Source organism: Undibacterium sp. FW305-107 (assembly GCF_058788535.1).
Window position 1 is genome coordinate 38,591 of sequence record NZ_JBYTAV010000015.1, and the last position, 17,830, is coordinate 56,420.

14 protein-coding genes and 1 riboswitch are annotated in these 17,830 nt (G+C 52.6%); of the genes, 13 read left to right on the top strand and 1 reads right to left on the bottom strand.

Translation table 11 applies throughout. The features are described 5' to 3' along the window. Positions 1–21 precede the first annotated feature (21 nt). The 13 genes from bioA to AC3WQT_RS26105 all read left to right on the top strand — a co-directional run bounded on the left by bioA (position 22) and on the right by AC3WQT_RS26105 (position 16,460). On the top strand, positions 22–1,359 hold the full coding sequence (bioA, locus tag AC3WQT_RS26045) for an adenosylmethionine--8-amino-7-oxononanoate transaminase (protein ID WP_492708481.1): 1,338 nt from the start codon (positions 22–24) through the stop codon (positions 1,357–1,359). Further along, positions 1,356–2,636, top strand: coding sequence for an 8-amino-7-oxononanoate synthase (bioF, locus tag AC3WQT_RS26050; RefSeq protein ID WP_492708483.1), 1,281 nt, complete (start codon positions 1,356–1,358; stop codon positions 2,634–2,636). The genes bioA and bioF overlap by 4 nt, the downstream gene beginning before the upstream one ends. Continuing rightward, the gene (gene bioD / locus AC3WQT_RS26055) at positions 2,636–3,331 is read left to right on the top strand and encodes a dethiobiotin synthase (protein ID WP_492708485.1); all 696 of its coding nucleotides are present in this window, start codon (positions 2,636–2,638) and stop codon (positions 3,329–3,331) included. The genes bioF and bioD overlap by 1 nt, the downstream gene beginning before the upstream one ends. 12 nt (positions 3,332–3,343) lie before the next feature. Beyond that, positions 3,344–4,372 (top strand): biotin synthase BioB, encoded by a 1,029-nt coding sequence (gene bioB, locus AC3WQT_RS26060; protein ID WP_370868662.1) that lies wholly within the window; start codon positions 3,344–3,346, stop codon positions 4,370–4,372. Positions 4,373–4,509: 137 nt separating this feature from the next. Then, positions 4,510–6,510, top strand: a complete 2,001-nt coding sequence (locus AC3WQT_RS26065; RefSeq protein WP_492708487.1) for an acetyl/propionyl/methylcrotonyl-CoA carboxylase subunit alpha — start codon at positions 4,510–4,512, stop codon at positions 6,508–6,510. 208 nt (positions 6,511–6,718) lie between these two features. Further along, on the top strand, positions 6,719–7,447 hold the full coding sequence (locus AC3WQT_RS26070; protein ID WP_492708489.1) for a pyridoxine 5'-phosphate synthase: 729 nt from the start codon (positions 6,719–6,721) through the stop codon (positions 7,445–7,447). Between the two features lie 166 nt (positions 7,448–7,613). After that, positions 7,614–7,698, top strand: a riboswitch (cyclic di-GMP riboswitch). 39 nt (positions 7,699–7,737) lie between these two features. After that, on the top strand, positions 7,738–8,646 hold the full coding sequence (locus AC3WQT_RS26075; RefSeq protein ID WP_492708491.1) for a response regulator: 909 nt from the start codon (positions 7,738–7,740) through the stop codon (positions 8,644–8,646). A 76-nt stretch (positions 8,647–8,722) separates the two neighbouring features. Further along, positions 8,723–9,088, top strand: a complete 366-nt coding sequence (locus AC3WQT_RS26080; RefSeq protein ID WP_422952007.1) for a response regulator — start codon at positions 8,723–8,725, stop codon at positions 9,086–9,088. 35 nt (positions 9,089–9,123) lie between these two features. After that, positions 9,124–9,669, top strand: coding sequence for a chemotaxis protein CheW (locus tag AC3WQT_RS26085; RefSeq protein ID WP_492708493.1), 546 nt, complete (start codon positions 9,124–9,126; stop codon positions 9,667–9,669). A gap of 96 nt (positions 9,670–9,765) precedes the next feature. After that, positions 9,766–11,571 (top strand): methyl-accepting chemotaxis protein, encoded by a 1,806-nt coding sequence (locus tag AC3WQT_RS26090; RefSeq protein WP_492708495.1) that lies wholly within the window; start codon positions 9,766–9,768, stop codon positions 11,569–11,571. Between the two features lie 71 nt (positions 11,572–11,642). Further along, positions 11,643–15,545: a hybrid sensor histidine kinase/response regulator gene (locus tag AC3WQT_RS26095; protein WP_492708497.1), complete on the top strand. Its 3,903-nt coding sequence runs from the start codon at positions 11,643–11,645 to the stop codon at positions 15,543–15,545. Between the two features lie 2 nt (positions 15,546–15,547). Then, a complete protein-coding gene (locus AC3WQT_RS26100; protein WP_492708499.1) occupies positions 15,548–16,036 on the top strand; it encodes a hypothetical protein in 489 nt (162 codons plus the stop codon). Further along, complete coding sequence (locus AC3WQT_RS26105; RefSeq protein WP_492708501.1) at positions 16,029–16,460, top strand: hypothetical protein; 432 nt, start codon at positions 16,029–16,031, stop codon at positions 16,458–16,460. Before AC3WQT_RS26100 ends, AC3WQT_RS26105 begins: the two co-directional genes overlap by 8 nt. Positions 16,461–16,481: 21 nt before the next feature. On the opposite strand, the gene AC3WQT_RS26110 is transcribed toward AC3WQT_RS26105, so the two are convergent. Next, complete coding sequence (locus AC3WQT_RS26110) at positions 16,482–17,822, bottom strand: sigma-54-dependent transcriptional regulator (RefSeq protein WP_492708503.1); 1,341 nt, start codon at positions 17,820–17,822, stop codon at positions 16,482–16,484. Between the last annotated feature and the right edge of the window lie 8 nt (positions 17,823–17,830).

The window sequence follows — 17,830 nt, forward strand, 5'->3', positions numbered from 1 at the left end:
TTGACCGTTAATTTGTCTGGAATGAATTTGAATCAAGAAAATGACTGGGTAGCACGCAGCCTGCAACATGTATGGCATCCGTGTACCCAGATGCAGCATCATGAAACCGTACCGCTGATCCCCGTCAGCCATGGCCGCGGTGCATGGCTGTTTGATATGGAAGGCAAGCGTTATCTTGACGCCATCAGTTCCTGGTGGGTCAATCTGTTTGGCCACGCCAATCCCCGCATCAATGCAGAACTGAAAGACCAGCTCGACAAGCTTGAGCATGCAATGCTGGCCGGTTTTACCCATGCGCCTGTGGTTGAATTATCAGAAAAACTGGCGACCCTGACTAATCATGCCCTCGGCCATTGCTTCTATGCGTCTGACGGCGCATCAGCGGTCGAGATTGCTCTGAAGATGAGTTTCCATGCCTGGCGTAATGGTGGCCAGACTGAAAAGCAAGAGTTTATTTGCATACAGGGCAGCTACCATGGTGAAACCGTGGGGGCACTGGCGGTAACCGATGTCAGCCTGTTCCGCGAAGCCTATGGCCCCATGCTGCAGCGTGCGCATGTCGTTGCGTCACCGGATGCGCGTCTGGCTGAGACTGGCGAAACTGCTGCCGATGTGGCTTTGCGCGCCGCTGCCGCACTCGAAGCAAAATTGCAGGAACGCGCAGGCAAGATTGCAGCCGTCATCATAGAACCACTGGTGCAATGTGCGACCGGCATGGCCATGCATGATCCAGTCTATCTGAAGCGCTTGCGCGAATTATGCGACCAGTATCAGGTCCATCTGATTGCTGATGAAATTGCCGTAGGCTGTGGCCGTACCGGTACTTTCTTTGCCTGTGAGTCTGCGAGTATCTGGCCAGATTTTTTATGCCTGTCGAAAGGCATTAGCGGTGGTTATTTACCGCTGTCGCTGGTGATGACGACTGATGCTGTCTACCAGGCATTTTATGATGCCGATGTAAGACGCGGCTTCTTGCATTCGCATTCCTATACCGGTAATCCGCTGGCATGCCGGGCAGCGCTGGCGACACTGGCAATATTTGAAGATGACAAGGTCTTGCAAAAGAACCGCGTCAAGGCAGAATTCTTGAACACGGCTTTTGCCGATTTGAAAAATGATGCGCGCGTGCGCCACTTCCGCCAGCAAGGCATGATACTCGCCTTTGATGCGGTGGTTGATGATGCAGAACGCGCAGCGACATTTTCACGCCGCTTTTTTGCTGCGGCTCTGAAGCAGGAATTATTAATGCGGCCTATAGGCCGCACAGTCTATGTGCTGCCGCCCTACATCCTTGAGCAGGATGAAATGAGCTTGCTGGCGCATAAAACCAGACTGGTATTTGAAGAGGTAATGGCATGACAGATGCTGGTAAAAACAATCCCGCAATAAATAATCCTGGCATAAGAATCGCCACGCAACGTAAATCCCTGATACAGGGTTTGCAGCAAGAGCTGGCCGCGCTGGACCAAAAACATTTATTGCGTCAAAGACGTACAGTAGAAACACCTTCAGCACCAACTATGAAAGTCGATGGCCGTGATCTGCTGGCATTTTGCAGCAATGATTACCTGGGTCTGGCAGCACATCCAAAACTGGCAGAAGCCATGCAGGAAGGTGCTGCGTTGTACGGAGTTGGTAGCGGTGCCTCGCACCTCATTAGCGGCCATAGCCGTGCCCATGCGGTGCTGGAAGAACGCCTGGCCGAGTTTGTCTCGCCACATATCGATAATGCCCGCGCCCTGTATTTTTGCACAGGCTATATGGCCAACCTGGCGGTCATCACCGCACTGGCCATCAACAAAGACACGACAGTATTTTCTGAAGCCCTGAACCATGCTTCCCTCATCGATGGTGCACGCCTATCGCGTGCCACCGTGCAGGTATTCCCGCACCGCGATTACACAGCGCTGGAACGTATGCTGCAACAATGCAAGACCAAGCACAGGGTCGTTGTCACCGACAGCGTCTTCAGCATGGACGGCAATATTGCAGAATTGGGTGCTCTGCTGGCAATTTGCGAACGCTATGATGCCTGGCTTATCGTCGATGATGCTCATGGTTTTGGCGTGCTGGGCCAGCATGGCCGTGGCGTGCTCGAACATTTGCAGATCAAGTCGCCGAATCTGGTTTATATGGGCACACTGGGTAAGGCCGCCGGTGTCGGTGGTGCTTTTGTTGCGGCTGACGCAACGGTGATTGAATGGCTGGTGCAACGTGCCCGTGCCTATATCTATACGACCGCTGCGGCACCGGCATTGGCACACGCACTGCTGACCAGCATAGACATCATTGCTGGTGAAGAAGGCCAGCAAAGACGTGCGCATCTGCAGAAACTGATAGGCTTGTTCCGCGATGGTCTGCATTTGCAAGTCTGGCAGGGCATGCCATCGGATACTGCGATACAACCTGTGCTCATTGGCGACAATGCCGCCATGCTGAGGGTAGCTGGCAATCTCATGGACCAGGGCTTGTGGGTAGGTGCGATACGCCCACCTACCGTGCCTGTCGGTACGGCACGCCTGCGCGTGACCCTGTCTGCGGCGCATACAGAAATCCAGGTCTTGCAACTGGTGCAGGCGATTAATCGTCTGGATCAGATGAGTTATGTGGCCCAGTGTTTTGCCGAGGTGGCCTGATGCAAAAGCGGCAGCATGACTATTTCGTGACTGGCACCGATACCGAGATCGGCAAGACCCTGGTCAGCGCTGCTCTGCTGCATGCGATGCAGGCGCAAGGTTTGCAAAGCGTTGGCATGAAGCCGATAGCCGCTGGGGCAGAAATGCGTGACGGTGTCTTGCACAATGAAGATGTAGACACGCTGGTGGCAGCATCCAGCGTCAAGGCAGAGCTGGCTCTGGTATGCCCTTACCTGATGCAGACACCGGCAGCACCGCATATCGTGGCTGAACTGGAGCATGTAAATATAGCACTGCCGCATATCGTCAACAGCTATCAACAGTTGCGTGAACTGGCAGATGCAGTGATAGTGGAAGGTGTAGGCGGTTTTTGCGTACCCCTGAATGCGCAAGTGACGACGGCAGACATGGCGCAAGCCCTGGATTTGCCAGTGATACTGGTAGTCGGCATGCGCCTGGGTTGCATCAATCATGCATTGCTGACGGTTGAAGCCATCGCCGCGCGAGGCCTGAAGCTGGCAGGCTGGGTTGCCAATACCGTTGATGTCAACATGCTGTACCCGCAAGAAAATATTACCGCCCTGCGTGAGCGCATAGCAGCACCCATGCTGGGGCATATTCCCCGTTTGAATGTTCCTGATCACGAGAAGGCAAAAGTCGCCGCCTCGCATCTGGATTTGAGTCAATTGAAGTAAAAGGAAACAAAGATGCAAGCTACTGATACGACTTTGCAAGCCATGCAATTCCAGCCACCGGTCAAGAAGATAGAAGCCGAGACCTGGCCCGTGGATGAAGTACTGGCCCTGTTTGATTTGCCCTTCAATGACTTGATGTTCCGGGCGCAAACTGCACACCGCGCCAACTTCCCTGACGGTGATGTGGAGCTGGCGACACTCTTGTCCATCAAGACTGGTGGTTGCGAAGAAGATTGTGGCTATTGCCCGCAAGCTGCGCGTTATGACACCGGTGTTGAAGCCAAAAAATTGCTGGATGTACGTGAAGTACTGGACGCTGCCAAAGCCGCCCGCGAAAACGGCGCAACCCGTTTTTGCATGGGTGCAGCATGGCGTTCACCTAAAGACCGCGACATGGAAAAAGTCGAAACCATGGTGCGCGAAGTCAAAGCCATGGGTCTGGAAACATGTGCGACTCTGGGAATGCTCAAGGAAGAACAGGCTCAGCGTCTGAAAGATGCGGGTCTGGATTACTACAACCACAATCTCGATACTGCACCTGAGTTTTACAGCAACGTGATTTCCACCCGCGATTACCAGGACAGGCTGGACACTCTTGGTCATGTACGCAGTGCGGGTCTCAAAGTCTGTTGCGGTGGCATCGTAGGCATGGGTGAATCACGCCGTCAGCGCGCCGGTTTGATCGCACAACTGGCGAACCTTAATCCTTATCCTGAATCCGTGCCTGTCAATCATCTGGTGCAAGTGGAAGGCACGCCTTTGCATGGCCTGGACCCGCTTGATCCGCTGGAATTTGTACGTACTATCGCTGTCGCCCGCATCACCATGCCCAAGGCGCGTGTGCGTCTGTCTGCTGGCCGTCGCCAGATGGGTGAAGCAGTGCAAGCCATGTGCTTTTTGGCTGGCGCGAATTCGATTTTCTACGGCGATAAATTGCTGACTACAGCTAATCCTGAAGCGCAGGATGATCGTGTTTTGCTCGACAAACTGGGCTTGAAGACGCGTGGCAAAGTAGAAGCGAAGGCTGGTAGTTGTGGTTGATTAAAACCGTAAGTCTTCAGCACTTAGCTCATTGAGCACAAAGACAAAAGATGGAGACACAGAGAAAGGCAAAGCCTTTTTCTGATGAAAAATCGTAGTCAATTATCGTAGATACATCCACCCAAAAGGTTAGAGACATGTTTACCAAAATCCTTATCGCCAACCGTGGCGAAATTGCTTGCCGTGTTGCTGCTACCGCACGCCGCATGGGCATCAAGACTGTCGCTGTGTATTCCGAAGCCGATGCTAATGCCAAGCATGTCGCGGTTTGTGATGAGGCAGTATTGATAGGCCCTGCTGCTGCCAAAGAAAGTTATCTGCGTGCCGACAAGATCATACAAGTCGCATTGGCGACGGGGGCGCAGGCGATACATCCGGGTTATGGCTTTTTGTCAGAAAACAGTGAATTTGCTGAAGCCTGCGCCAAAAATGGCATCGCCTTCATAGGCCCGCCAGCATCGGCAATTGAAGCCATGGGCAGCAAATCTGCGGCGAAATCCCTGATGGAGAAAGCCAACGTGCCGCTGGTGCCGGGCTACCATGGTGATAATCAGGATGCCGATTTTTTGCATACCGAGGCTGACCGTATCGGTTACCCGGTCTTGCTCAAAGCCAGTGCCGGTGGTGGTGGCAAGGGCATGCGTGTCATCGAGAAGTCTGCTGACTTCAAGGATGCGCTGGCATCCTGCAAACGTGAAGCCATCAACTCCTTTGGTGACGATAAAGTGCTGGCAGAAAAATACCTGCAAAGACCACGTCATATAGAAATCCAGGTGTTTGCTGATACCCACGGCAATTGCGTCTACCTGTTTGAGCGCGATTGCTCGGTGCAGCGCCGCCATCAAAAAGTGTTGGAAGAAGCACCAGCTCCAGGCATGACAGCAGAACGCCGCGCCGCCATGGGCGAGGCTGCCGTGGCTGCTGCAAAAGCAGTTGGTTATGTTGGTGCCGGTACGGTGGAATTCATCGCCAACCAGGATGGTTCTTTCTACTTCATGGAAATGAATACCCGTCTGCAGGTTGAGCATCCAGTGACAGAAATGATTACCGGTACTGATCTGGTGGAATGGCAATTGCGTGTAGCTGCCGGTGAAAAATTGCCGCTGCAACAAAGCGAATTACAGATCCATGGTCACGCCATAGAAGCACGCGTGTATGCAGAAAATCCTGAAAAAGGATTCCTGCCATCGATAGGTACTTTGCGCCATGCACGTACTCCCGTTGCAGTGAATTTTGAACTTGGTGGCGCGACTGATCCGGCGGCTTTCCGTATCGATAGCGGCGTACGTGAAGGCGACACGATTTCGCCTTTCTATGACCCCATGATCGCCAAGATGATAGTCTGGGGCAAGGACAGGAAAGAAGCATTGGCGCGCATGGCGCAGGCATTGGCGCAATACCAGATCGTTGGCCTGCACAGCAATATCGCCTTCCTGTCGCGTCTGGTGACCAGCACGGCTTTTTCTGGTGCTGATCTGGATACTGGTCTGATAGAACGCAATCAGGCAGAACTATTCCCTGCACCGGTAGCCGCGAACCTGACAACGCTGGCACTGGCGGTTGTCTCTCTGTTGAATTCAGAAAAATCAGCAAGTGGTAGTAGTGACCCTTGGCAATCCAGCCACGGCTGGCGCATGAACGGCCTCATGCAACGCAGCCTGCAATTCACAGAAGAAGAGCAGGCGCATGAAGTGCAAGTGACTTACCTTGCAGATGGCTGGCAAGTGCAGGCCGGTGCAGCGACAGCGCAAGTCAAACTGGCACTGGCCGATGAAAATGATATCGTCATCAAGATTGCAGAACAGACTGTGGCGGCTACCGTAGTGCGTGATGGCGAACATTTCCACGTCTTCAGCCAGGGTAGACACACTGACCTGCATTACATCGATGCGCTGGCACATGCCGGTGAAGCCGAGGCTGAAACTGGCCGCCTGACTGCACCCATGCCAGGCAAGATCGTTGCCGTGCTCGTCAACAAGGCGCAGGAAGTGAAGAAGGGCGATGCCCTGCTGATCATGGAAGCCATGAAGATGGAACATACGATTTCTGCACCGCATGATGGCGTCATTGATGAAGTCTTGTATGCGATTGGCGATCAGGTGACTGAAGGGGCGCAGTTGCTGGCTTTCCAGCAGTAAATTTTTGCCTGAAGCTTGTCCCGTAAAGCCAGCACTGTTGTGCTGGCTTTACTTTTTTTATCACCAGATCATTTAAGTAAAACAGATACGCCAGCAAATCACCCCGCTGTGTTACTTGTACAATTCGACAAGCAAGTCCATGATGAATACCTGAACAGAAAATTGTTCCAGCGATTTTTCATTACCTTGCCCAGACTTTGGAATCACCATGACCGCACTCTCCATCAACATCAACAAAATCGCCCTGCTGCGTAATTCACGTGGCCGTAATTATCCTGATGTGCAAGCCTTTGCTGCCCGCTGCCTGGACTTGGGGGCACGCGGCATTACCCTGCATCCGCGTCAGGATCAAAGGCATGCGCGTTATTCTGATGTGGAAACCCTGGGCGTGTTATGCCAGGCGCGTGGTGTGGAATTGAATGTGGAAGGTTATCCTGCGCCAGACTTCCTGGACGTCGTGAAGCGCAACAAACCTGCGCAATGCACGCTGGTGCCCGATGCGCCTGATCAGCTGACTTCTGACCACGGCTGGGATTTACGCAAGGACGCTGACTTTTTACGCCCTGTGCTGGCTGACCTCAGGGCGCTGGGCATACGCAGCAGTTTGTTTATTGATTACGACAATCAGGACATGCATCTGGCCAAAGAGCTGGGGGCAGACCGTGTCGAGTTATATACCGAACCCTATGCCGAGCATTTTGGCACGGTAAAGGGAGAAGAGATTTTCCAGGGTTTTGTTGCTGCCGCCAAACGCGCCCAGGATGCCGGGCTGGGGGTGAATGCCGGGCATGATCTGAACCTGGATAACCTGGCAAAATTCCTGACCATACCCGACATACTGGAAGTCTCCATAGGCCATGCAGTGATCGTCGAATGCCTGGAGCAGGGTATTGTTGAGGTGCTCGCAAAATACGCAAAAATCTGCCAGTCGTGCTAATTTTTATATTTTTTGCAAGAAAAAATGAAAAGCAAAAAAATGTTAACTTTTTCCTTGTTACTTGCAATTTCATGAACTACATTGGGGTAACGGTGCTTCGCATGAGGCACTGTGGTTGATGTACCGCCCTATGGATGAGGATTCATTCATAGGAATTTTCATCAGCGTTGTTTAAAGGCAAACCACCCGAAAGCGTGGGACGCAAAACTATAGGGCCCTCGCCAAACGCGGCACGGCAGCCAGGTACCGTAATCCGCATAGGCGGTTTTTCGTTAAGAGGTAGGTCGCTCATGAACAGCATTTCTACGGCGCTTCCCGGCGCTTCTAAAAAAATTCTGATTAGTGTATTTGGTTTGTCTGAGTATGAATTGCGTCTGGTACGCAGTGTGCTCAGCTTGACCATGGCTAGCGGACGCAAGCATTCCTATGCGCTGTTCGATGCCGGTCAGGCTGCTGACCCTGATATCGTCATACTCGACCCGGATAATAGCCAGGCCAGAGCGGCTTTGCAGGAACTTATAGCAACACGCAATATTCCTGAACCTGCCACGGTATTCATCTCCAATGCAGGGCAGGCGAAGCCAGGCAAATATCATTTATTGCATCCTCTGGTGCCGACCAAGATGCTGGCCTTGCTGGATCAGGTAGCAGATGAACTGGAAAAAGTTTGGCCAGCGGCATCTCCCGTCAGTACAGCAGTTGCTCAGAAGGCAGAAATGGACAAAGCAGCTATTGTGCAGCCTCTGCTGCAAAAGAATTTCCCGGCATCGGTCTTACAGACCGGTCACCGTGCTTTGATCGTGGATGACAGTCCTACTGCGAGAATCAAGATCGACCTTGAATTGCGCTCCATGAAGATCGCTTCCGACTGTGCAGAAACAGGTGAGCAAGCCCTGCAGATGCTGGAGAAAAAAACTTACGACATCATCTTCCTTGACATCGTCATGCCAGGCGCAGATGGCTATGAGATTTGCAAGATCATACGCCGTCATCCACAAACCAAACGTACTCCTGTCGTCATGTTAACCAGCAAGTCTTCTCCCTTTGATCGCATACGTGGTTCTTTGTCTGGTTGCAGTAGCTACCTGACCAAACCCGTAGAGCACCTGAAGTTCCGCGCAGTGGTGGAAAAGAGTCTCAGTGGCGGTGACGCCAGTCTGGGTCTGGACAAGGGGCATGGTCTGGCCATGGGAACCTGACACGAAGCCAAAGTCTGCATTTTTACCTCAGCCCTGAGGATCAGGGCGTTTCATCTACACATCTCGGGAGTACATCATGGGCATGAAAAAAGCACTCGTTGTTGACGATTCCACCACTGAACTGGCCAACATCAAAAGCATATTGACTGATGCCGGTTATGTGGTGGTCACCGCATCCAGTGGCAAGGATACTCTGGAAAAAGCCAAGGCTGAAAAACCCTCGATTATTTTCCTCGACATCGTCATGCCAGAGATGGACGGTTATGAAGCTTGCCGCAGCCTGACGCAAGACCCGGCAACCAAGGACATCCCCATCATTTTTGTCAGCAGCAAATCACAAAAAGCCGACAAGATCTGGGGTCAGTTGCAAGGTGCCAAAGGTTATGTCGCCAAGCCATATACCGCTGACCAGATTATTGATCAGCTCAAAATAGCTGCCTGATTTTTAATTGAGTCAAACCAAACCAGGGAGCTGTCATGAGCCAGTTCACTTCCAGCGATGCCGGGCAGTCTAAAGATTGGCTGCCACCCAGCGTTGCTCTGGAGCGCTTCACTCCGCCAGGTGATTTGCTGTGGAGCGATGTGGCACCGCTAGTTGAAAGAAAACGCTATGGCTACCGCGTAGGTTCACTGAATTTGCTGATCAGGGCTGAGGTGGGGAGTGAAGTGATACGGCCACAGGCGCTTGCTCCCTTGCCTGGTGCTGCCGCATTTCTGCTGGGCCTGATCAATTTGCGCGGCAACCTGGTTCCCATCTTTGATCTGGGGCTGGTACTCAGTGGCCGCAGGTCTGAAGTCACTGCATCGAAATTGTTTTTGATACTGGACAAGGCAGAAAATGCTGTTGGCATGCTGATAGACAGTTATCCGCAACCGCTGACGGAATTGCGCACCATCACACAAATGCCGCAACTGCCAGCAACACTGGAAGCCCACGTACCAGCGGCCTTCGTCAAGGATGACAAGGTCTGGCTGGACTTCAATCATGAAAGTTTTTTTGAAAAACTCAGCCGTAGTGCTTAAAGCATAGAGCATAAAACTTTAAGCTAAATCTGGTTGAACCCCTTCTGTTGATTTGATCAAGCAGTCTTTGTTGATGTTTTTCTTGTGGAGAGCAAAATGAAATTACGTACTCCGAATATTGGTATCCGGCTCAGTCTGGGATTTACAGCGGTGTTATTGCTGTTGGCGGTAACGGCCTGGCTGGCGATGTCCAACCTCAAGAGCATCAATGATGGTACCCACCGTATTGTGGACGGCAGTTATCCCAAGGTTGTGCTGGCGTACAAGATGCTGGGTAACGTTAATGCCAATGCACGGTCCATGCGTAATATGCTGCTCCTGAATGATCAATCGGCAGTTGAAAAAGAACAGCAATTGATTTTGTCACGCAGACAGAATCAGGAAGAAAATATCGCCAATTTCGAAAAACTGATCGCCAGCGATGAAGAAAAAGGCATCTTCCAGACCGCGACAGAAGCACGTACCAAATACGGTGCATCGCAAAGGGAATTCATGCGACTGGCAACAGAAGGTAAAAAGACGGAAGCGACTGCCTGGCTGCTGGGTAATCTGCAAGCCGATCAGGAAAAATGGTTTTCTTCCATGGATAGCCTGATTGATTACCAAACCAAACTGGTGAACAGGGACGGTTCCGCAGCCGACAGCACTTATCTGAATGCAAAAAATGTGCTGGCCGTAGTGGCTGCGCTTTCCATCTTGCTGGCAGCCGGTGTTGCTTACTGGATGACGCGCAGCATCACCAAACCGGTATCGCATCTGATCGGCGTTATGCAGAAATTGACGCAGGGCGATGCCACCGTCAGGGCGCGTAGTAATCACCCTGATGAAATCGGCAAGCTGTCACGCCAGTTTGACAAGATGGTGGATGAACGTGAAGCCAGCCGCAAATCCATCGAAGATGAAAATGAAAAACTTAATGAATCTGTGCTGGTCTTGTTGCAGGCAGTGGCGCAACTGGCGAGCAGGGATCTGACAGTGAAAGTACCCGTGTCCGCTGATGTGACCGGCGCAGTATCCGACGCCTTGAACATGCTGACCAGTGAAACTGCCAAAGTACTGCGTGATGTAAGTAATATTTCTGCCGACGTGACGGAGGCAACGCTGAAAGTGAAAGCCCAGTCTGACAACGTGATGGCAGCTGCGGCGGAAGAAAGGCTGGAAGTGGAACATACGACTTTGTCACTGTCGAATGCCTCTGAAGAAATGCGTAATATTGCTGACCTGGCTCAAACCTGCAACCGCGCCGCTGATAATGCAATACGCTCGACAAGGCTGGCGATGGATACGGTAAACAGCACAGTGGGTGGTATTAACAGTACCCGCGACATCATACGCGAAACAGAAAAACGGATTAAACGCCTGGGTGAACGTTCGCAAGAAATTTCCGGCGTGGTCGGCCTGATTAATGCGATCGCCGAACGTACTCACATCCTGGCCTTGAATGCGAGTATGCATGCGGCGTCTGCCGGTGAAGCCGGCCGTGGTTTTGCGGTGGTTGCGGATGAGGTGCAAAGGCTGGCAGAAAATGCGCGTCAGGCGACGCTGCAAATTTCTGGCCTGGTCAATAATATTCAACTGGAAACTTCAGATACGGTCAACACCATGAACTCGGCAATTGCTCAGGTGGTAGAAGGCAGTCGCCTGGCAGAACAGGCTGGTCTGCAAATGCAGGCAACCCAGAATGCGACTTCTGAACTGGTGGAATCGGTACAGCAAATTGCCATCAAATCCCACGGCCAGGCCAAGGCCAGTCAGGAGTTGCTGGACAGAGCGATACAGATCAAGAAAACCAATCAGGAAACCAGCTTGCAGCTTGATGAACAATCTGCGCAAACCACCAATCTGGTGGAATATGCAAGGATGCTTTTGTCTACTGTGCGCGTCTTCAAACTGGCGGCCTGACATTACCACTCAAAACCTGCGCAAGGCTTTGCGCAGGTTTCTCTCTTTCCAACTTACCCATCTGAGGCAGTATGGAACAGCTAGAAAACCATGCTACAGATTTCAGCCATGTCGTCCTCGGTGCTCTGGATGAGGTATTCAATGCGCTGGAAACAGACGCCACCCATTCTACTGATGTTGCCGTAGTCACCCGCGCACTGGCTTGTTATATAGAGCAATTGCGTCGTATACGCGCAGCAGCCAGTGCGGCTGACATGCCCGGTTTGCACTGGGTGTGTGCGCTGATAGAACGCAACCTGATCAGCCTGTATAACCAGAACCGCCGCCTCAGTGATGAAGAGTATCACTTGCTCAGTGAATGGCCGGATTTGCTGGCCAGCCATGCCCTCAATCATGGCGATAAAAATATAGAAACCCTGATAGATCATCTATCGACAGCCAGCTGGCCCCTGCCTTTGAGTCCTGGTGATTCTGGAGAATTGCGGCAGTTACTCAATACTGATCCGCTGACACCTGCAACTGAAGTAGAAGAGCCGCCTCCCTTGTTTCTGGTACCTGCCACGTCAGCGGCAATCGAGGATGAAGCAGAGCATCAGGTCGATGTGCAGGCCGAAGATGAACAAAGCCCGTCAGAAGTTACTCAGCAAGAAATACCTCAGGCCCCAGATCAGCAAGCAATCTCAGCATTGCATGAAGTTCTTGATGCCCTGATCATGACGCTGGCAGCAGATGAGCATTTTGGTCAGGGCGGTGCAACAGATGCGCTAACCCTGCAATCTTATGCGGCGCAGCTACTGGCATTCTCCAGTTATGCCACACAGCTCAACATGCATGCCGTGGCTGATGCCTGTCATGCCTTTGCCGATGTGCTCTGCCTGAGATCAGCGAGCGAAGATGTGCTTGCTGAACCCGAGCTGAGCGCATTACAGCGCTTCCCGCTCATGCTGATGGACAGCATAGCTGATGCAGAAAATCCTGAAGCAGCGGCGAACTTGCTGGATGTGGTTTATGACCCAGCATGGAACAGACTGGAACCGGTCAGCGGGGCACACTACACTGAGCTAGAAGAAAACGAGCAAAGTGATCAAATTGATCAAAATGATCAAGCCGGTCAGGAGTCCAGCATAGCCGTGCAAGAAATCAGCAGCGACATGCTGGCACTGTTCGCCAAAGAATTTAGCCTTATGGGCGATATGCTGGCAGAAGACCTGGCAGCAGTCGTGGCAGCGGGTGATGATGAAGAACTGCGCAGTCTTGCGCTGCAAAATTATGTTGAAGCCTTGTTGCGCATTGCCACTACTTCCGAATCCATAGGACTGACTGCGCTGCATAAATTCTTGTCGCTCTTCGCTGGTGTAGTGGCGGCTCAAGCCCAGGCACTGGATGAACAGCAAGCCAGCCTGCTTGGTGAGTTACCAGCCAGGTTAAATACATACCTGAATGCGCCCAAAGAAGAAATCGCTGCGCTGGAACTACTGTCACTGCTGATGGATCCTTGCTGGTCACAGGCAACAGTCATGGATGGCCATGAATCCCTGTTTTCCGAGCTGATCAATATCAACCTGATAGAAGACAGTCATGATGAAGAAGATGTCGCTGTTGCAATCACGCAAAGCGATGTTTCCATACAATTGCCTGATGATCTGAATACCGAATTATTTGACGGACTCTTGCAGGAATTGCCGATACAGGTAGGCAGTTTTACCAGTGCCATAGAAAAATTTTCCAATGGCGCGGGCAGCATGCAGGATGTCGAGCAAGCCAAGCGCGCAGCGCATACGCTCAAAGGTGCCGCCAATACCGTGGGCATAGCTGGTATCGCCAACCTGACCCACCATCTGGAAGACTTGCTGATTGCGCTCAGTAATAAACAAAGCCTGCCAGATCAGGCATTGGCAGCACTGTTGACTGAAGCAGGCGATTGTCTGGAAGCCATGGGTGAAGCCGTAGTCGATGGCGGTACTGCTCCCGCGCAATCACAGCAAGTCTTGCAGCAGGTTTGCGACTATGTCAGGTACATGAACAGTGGAGATTTTGTGGCACATAGTGAGCCGGTGCCAACGGCTTCGCTTACCGCAAATGTATCAGCTACCCCATCTGCCGGCGCGATACTGGACCTGGTTGAACCAGGTTCACATGCTGCTGAGCCTATGTTGCGCGTACCTGCAAAAGTAGTCGATGAATTGCTGCGCCTGGCCGGTGAAAATGTCATCTCGAATGCGCAAATCCAGGAACAATTGAAACAGACCCAGAAACAATCCAAGGCCATACAAAAGCATGACATCCTGTTCCAGAAGCTGATCGCCGACCTGGAAACCCTGGTCGATGTGCGCGGCATGAGCAGCCCACAGAAAAAGGCCAGTATAAGTACTACTGATGGTGATTTTGACCCATTGGAGTTTGAACGCTACAGTGAGCTGCATACCATCACAGCGCAATTGGTGGAAGCACGCACCGATGCCTTTGAAATGTCTAATCACATAGACGAACAATTGCATGGTCTGGCGGAATTGCTGGAAGTGCAGCGCCGCCTGCAAATGGAAAACCAGCATGCCGTCATACGCACACGTCTGGTACCGGTAACGACTATCGTATCGCGCCTGCAGCGCAGTGTACGTCAGACTTGCCGTTTGCTCGACAAGCAGGTCAACCTGAACATCCTGGGTGCAAATACCAATATCGACAGCAATATGCTCAATGATCTGACCGATCCATTAATGCATATCCTGCGCAATGCAGTTGACCACGGTATAGAGACAGCAGCCAGCAGGCTGGCTGCGAGCAAACCAGCAGATGGCCTGATAGAACTGAGCTTTGCCCGTGAAGGCAATTCCATTGTCGTGCGCTGCAAGGATGATGGCGCTGGCCTTGATTATGCGGCGATACGCCGTACGGCCTTGAAACGCAAGATGATCAGTGCCGAACGCATCCTGTCTGAAGAAGAGTTGGCCAGGCTGATCCTGGTGCCGGGTTTTTCTACCCGCGACAGCAGCACCCAGACTTCTGGCCGTGGCATAGGCATGGACATGGTGCATGCACGCATACTGGAAATGAAAGGTTCGCTGAACCTGCGCTCAATCGCAGGCCAGGGCCTGGTGGTGGAATTACGCCTGCCCGCCAGCCTCTTGTCCGAACATACCCTGATGGCGCGCGTGGCTGGCCACATGATGGCAATATCCAGCCGCCGCATCATCGATATCCACTACATCACCGATACACAAATCGATACGCTGGCTGACCAGCCTGTCTATCGTGTTGGCGATGCCGTGCATAAATTGTTGAAGCTCGATAGCTTGCTGGGCATGCAGGACCATCGCAAGGAAGCACGCAGCTATGGCTATCCTGTCCTGCTGGTCAGTACCGATACCGGATCAACCTGTGCAATACAAGTGCAGGAACTGGTCGATGGCCGTGAAGTCGTGGTCAAGAAATTTGGTCGCTATGTACCAAAAATCCAGGGCACGATAGGTGCGGTCATTCTGGGCGACGGCAGTGTTGCGCCGGTCATCGACTTGCCTGAATTATTGCGCGCATCTACCCAGCAGTATGTCAATATGGATGATGCCCATGCTGGCTTGCCAGCGCAGGCAAGTTTGCAGGCAGCACATGTGCGTACCGCACTGGTGGTGGATGATTCCTTGTCCGCCCGCCGCGCTACTGCGCAGATCATGCGTGATGCTGGTTATGAAGTGCGTACCGCCATTGATGGCCTTGATGCAGTTGCCATCCTGGATGAAATAATACCTGATGTGATTCTGGTGGATATGGAAATGCCACGCATGAATGGCCTGGAACTGACCAGCCATGTACGTGCACGCAAACTCGACAAACGTATCCCCATCATCATGATCACTTCACGCTCTACGCAAAAACACAGGCAACAGGGTGATGCTGCGGGGGTTGATGCCTATCTCGTCAAACCCTTCAGTGAAGATGCCTTGCTGCAGCATATTAACCGTCTGACAGGAGCCTGATCATGGGCGCGATGATGCCGGGGATGAAAACAGAAGTGCGTAACCGCCTGTTGCTGCACATCGATGGCATGCAACTCATGTTGCCACAGGGAGATGTCTGCGCAGTGGAATCGGTGGCGGATTTGCAGAGTCAGGATACCGTCGCACCAGCAGTTGGCCGCATTCTTTACCTGGGACAAAGCTGGCCGGTGTTAAGCTTGAATGGTGAATTGCAGACTTTGAACAGCATACCGCCAGCACGCCGAGCCTGTGTCATGCTGGCGACTGGTAAAGGTTTTCTTGGTTTGCTATGTGATGATGTCAGGGTGCTCAATCAACAGTCAGATGCTGACTATGCCTTGCCTGTTGCCATGCGCACGGCCAATACACCCATACAGGCAATCATGCCCTTTGAAAATGGTCTGGCCTGTCTCAGCGATGCCAGGCATTTATTGCAATATGGTGGATTTGCACAAATCACGTCTGTTCACCAGGAGATACAACATGCCTAGCGCAAATGCCTGGTTACTGGATGTTGGCGATGGCAGGCAGGTTGCCATAGGCCAGCGTGAACTGATACAAATCATGGATGCGCAAGACAGCTTTGAAGTACCGTTGGCACCAGCATATATGCGGGAAGTGATTTTCTGGCAAAAACGTGCCGTACCCGTCATGCAATTACCCGTGCGTCTGGGTGGCAAGGCTTGCACCGGCAATATCCTGGCGCTGGTGGCGTTTCATGATACGGTCAGCAACGCTGCTGGCCTGGGTGCCATACACCTGGCAGCACCACCTGTACGTGTGCTGGTCGATGATAATCAGGCCAGCAGTCTCGATGAAGCAGGTTGGGAAGATATGGCGATTTCCTGTTTTGAGCAACAGGGGCAAAGCATACCTGTGCTGGATTTGAGCCGCCTTTTTTCTGCCGCGCATTAGTGCTGAGTAAGCATGCGTTGCTTACTCACGCAAACCATACCTGCGCATCTTGTTCAGCAATCCAACGCGTGAAATACCCAGTTGTTTTGCTGCATGCGTATGGTTGCGCTGGTTGTCATTCAGCGCGCCGATGATGAGGCGCTTTTCCAATGCAGCTACCTGTTCTTCCAGTAAACCGGAATCCACCACAGGTGCATCGCTTGCGACCTCACCGCAAGCCAGTGCCAGGTCATCAACGACGATTTCATTCATCTCACCCGCCAGTGCCATTGCAGTTTGCAGGCAATGCTGCAATTCCCTGACATTACCGGGCCAGGCGTGGGATACCAGCCATTCCTGCGCCGCTGCCGTCAGGCGTTTTGGTGGTGTTGATCTGGCCGCAATCGCCTGGGCTATCAGGGCGATGTCTTCTGCCCTGTCTGCCAGCGCCATGGTGCGCATCTGTATACCCTTGAGACGGTAATACAAATCATCCCTGAAGCTTTTTTCTTCGACCATGACCGCCAGATCACGATTGGTGGCTGCGACTATGCGCACATCGACACGCAACTCTGCGCGTGCGCCTATGGGAAAGAAGCTGCCAGACTGCAAGAAGCGCAGCAGCTTGACTTGCATGGGCAAGGGCATTTCACCTACCTCATCGAGGAATAGCGTGCCGCCATCAGCCGCAGCGATCAGCCCTTTGCGGTCGCGGTCGGCACCAGTGAAGCTGCCTTTGCAGTGACCAAATAATTCACTCTCGAATAATTCTGCGGGTATGGCACCGCAATGCACAGCAATAAAGGCTTTGCCTGCCCGCTTGCCCTGGGCATGCAGGGCGCGTGCTACCAACTCCTTGCCTGTACCACTGGGGCCAGTAATCATGACTGGTACATCGGTAGGCGCAATGCGGCGTATCAAAGAACGTAGTTCCGCCAGCTCGGCACTGATGCCTATCAGGCCCATGCTGTTATCGTCTGGCAGGGCGCGGGCGCGCCATTGTGCGAGTTCACGTTCCAGACGGCTTTTGTTTAGCGCGCGATCTACTACGACGCGCAAGATATCGGGATCAAGTGGCTTGGGTAAAAAGTCCCAGGCCCCCAGGCTGATAGCACGTAGCGCCAGTTCACGGTCTGCATGACCAGTCATGACGACCACGGGTACAGGTGCGAAAGCGGGCAATAGTGCCAGGCCCTCATCGGGTGTGAAGCTTGGCGGCAAAGCCAGGTCCAGCAAGACCAGGTCAAAGCTGCTCTCCGCCAGCAAGACATGTACCTGTTCTGCGGTTGCCGCGACCTTGACGATATAACCCAGGCTGGCCAGCCAGTTGCCACACAGGCGTTGAAAGGCTGGCTCATCATCGACCAGTAAAATAGTTTGCATGCTCATGG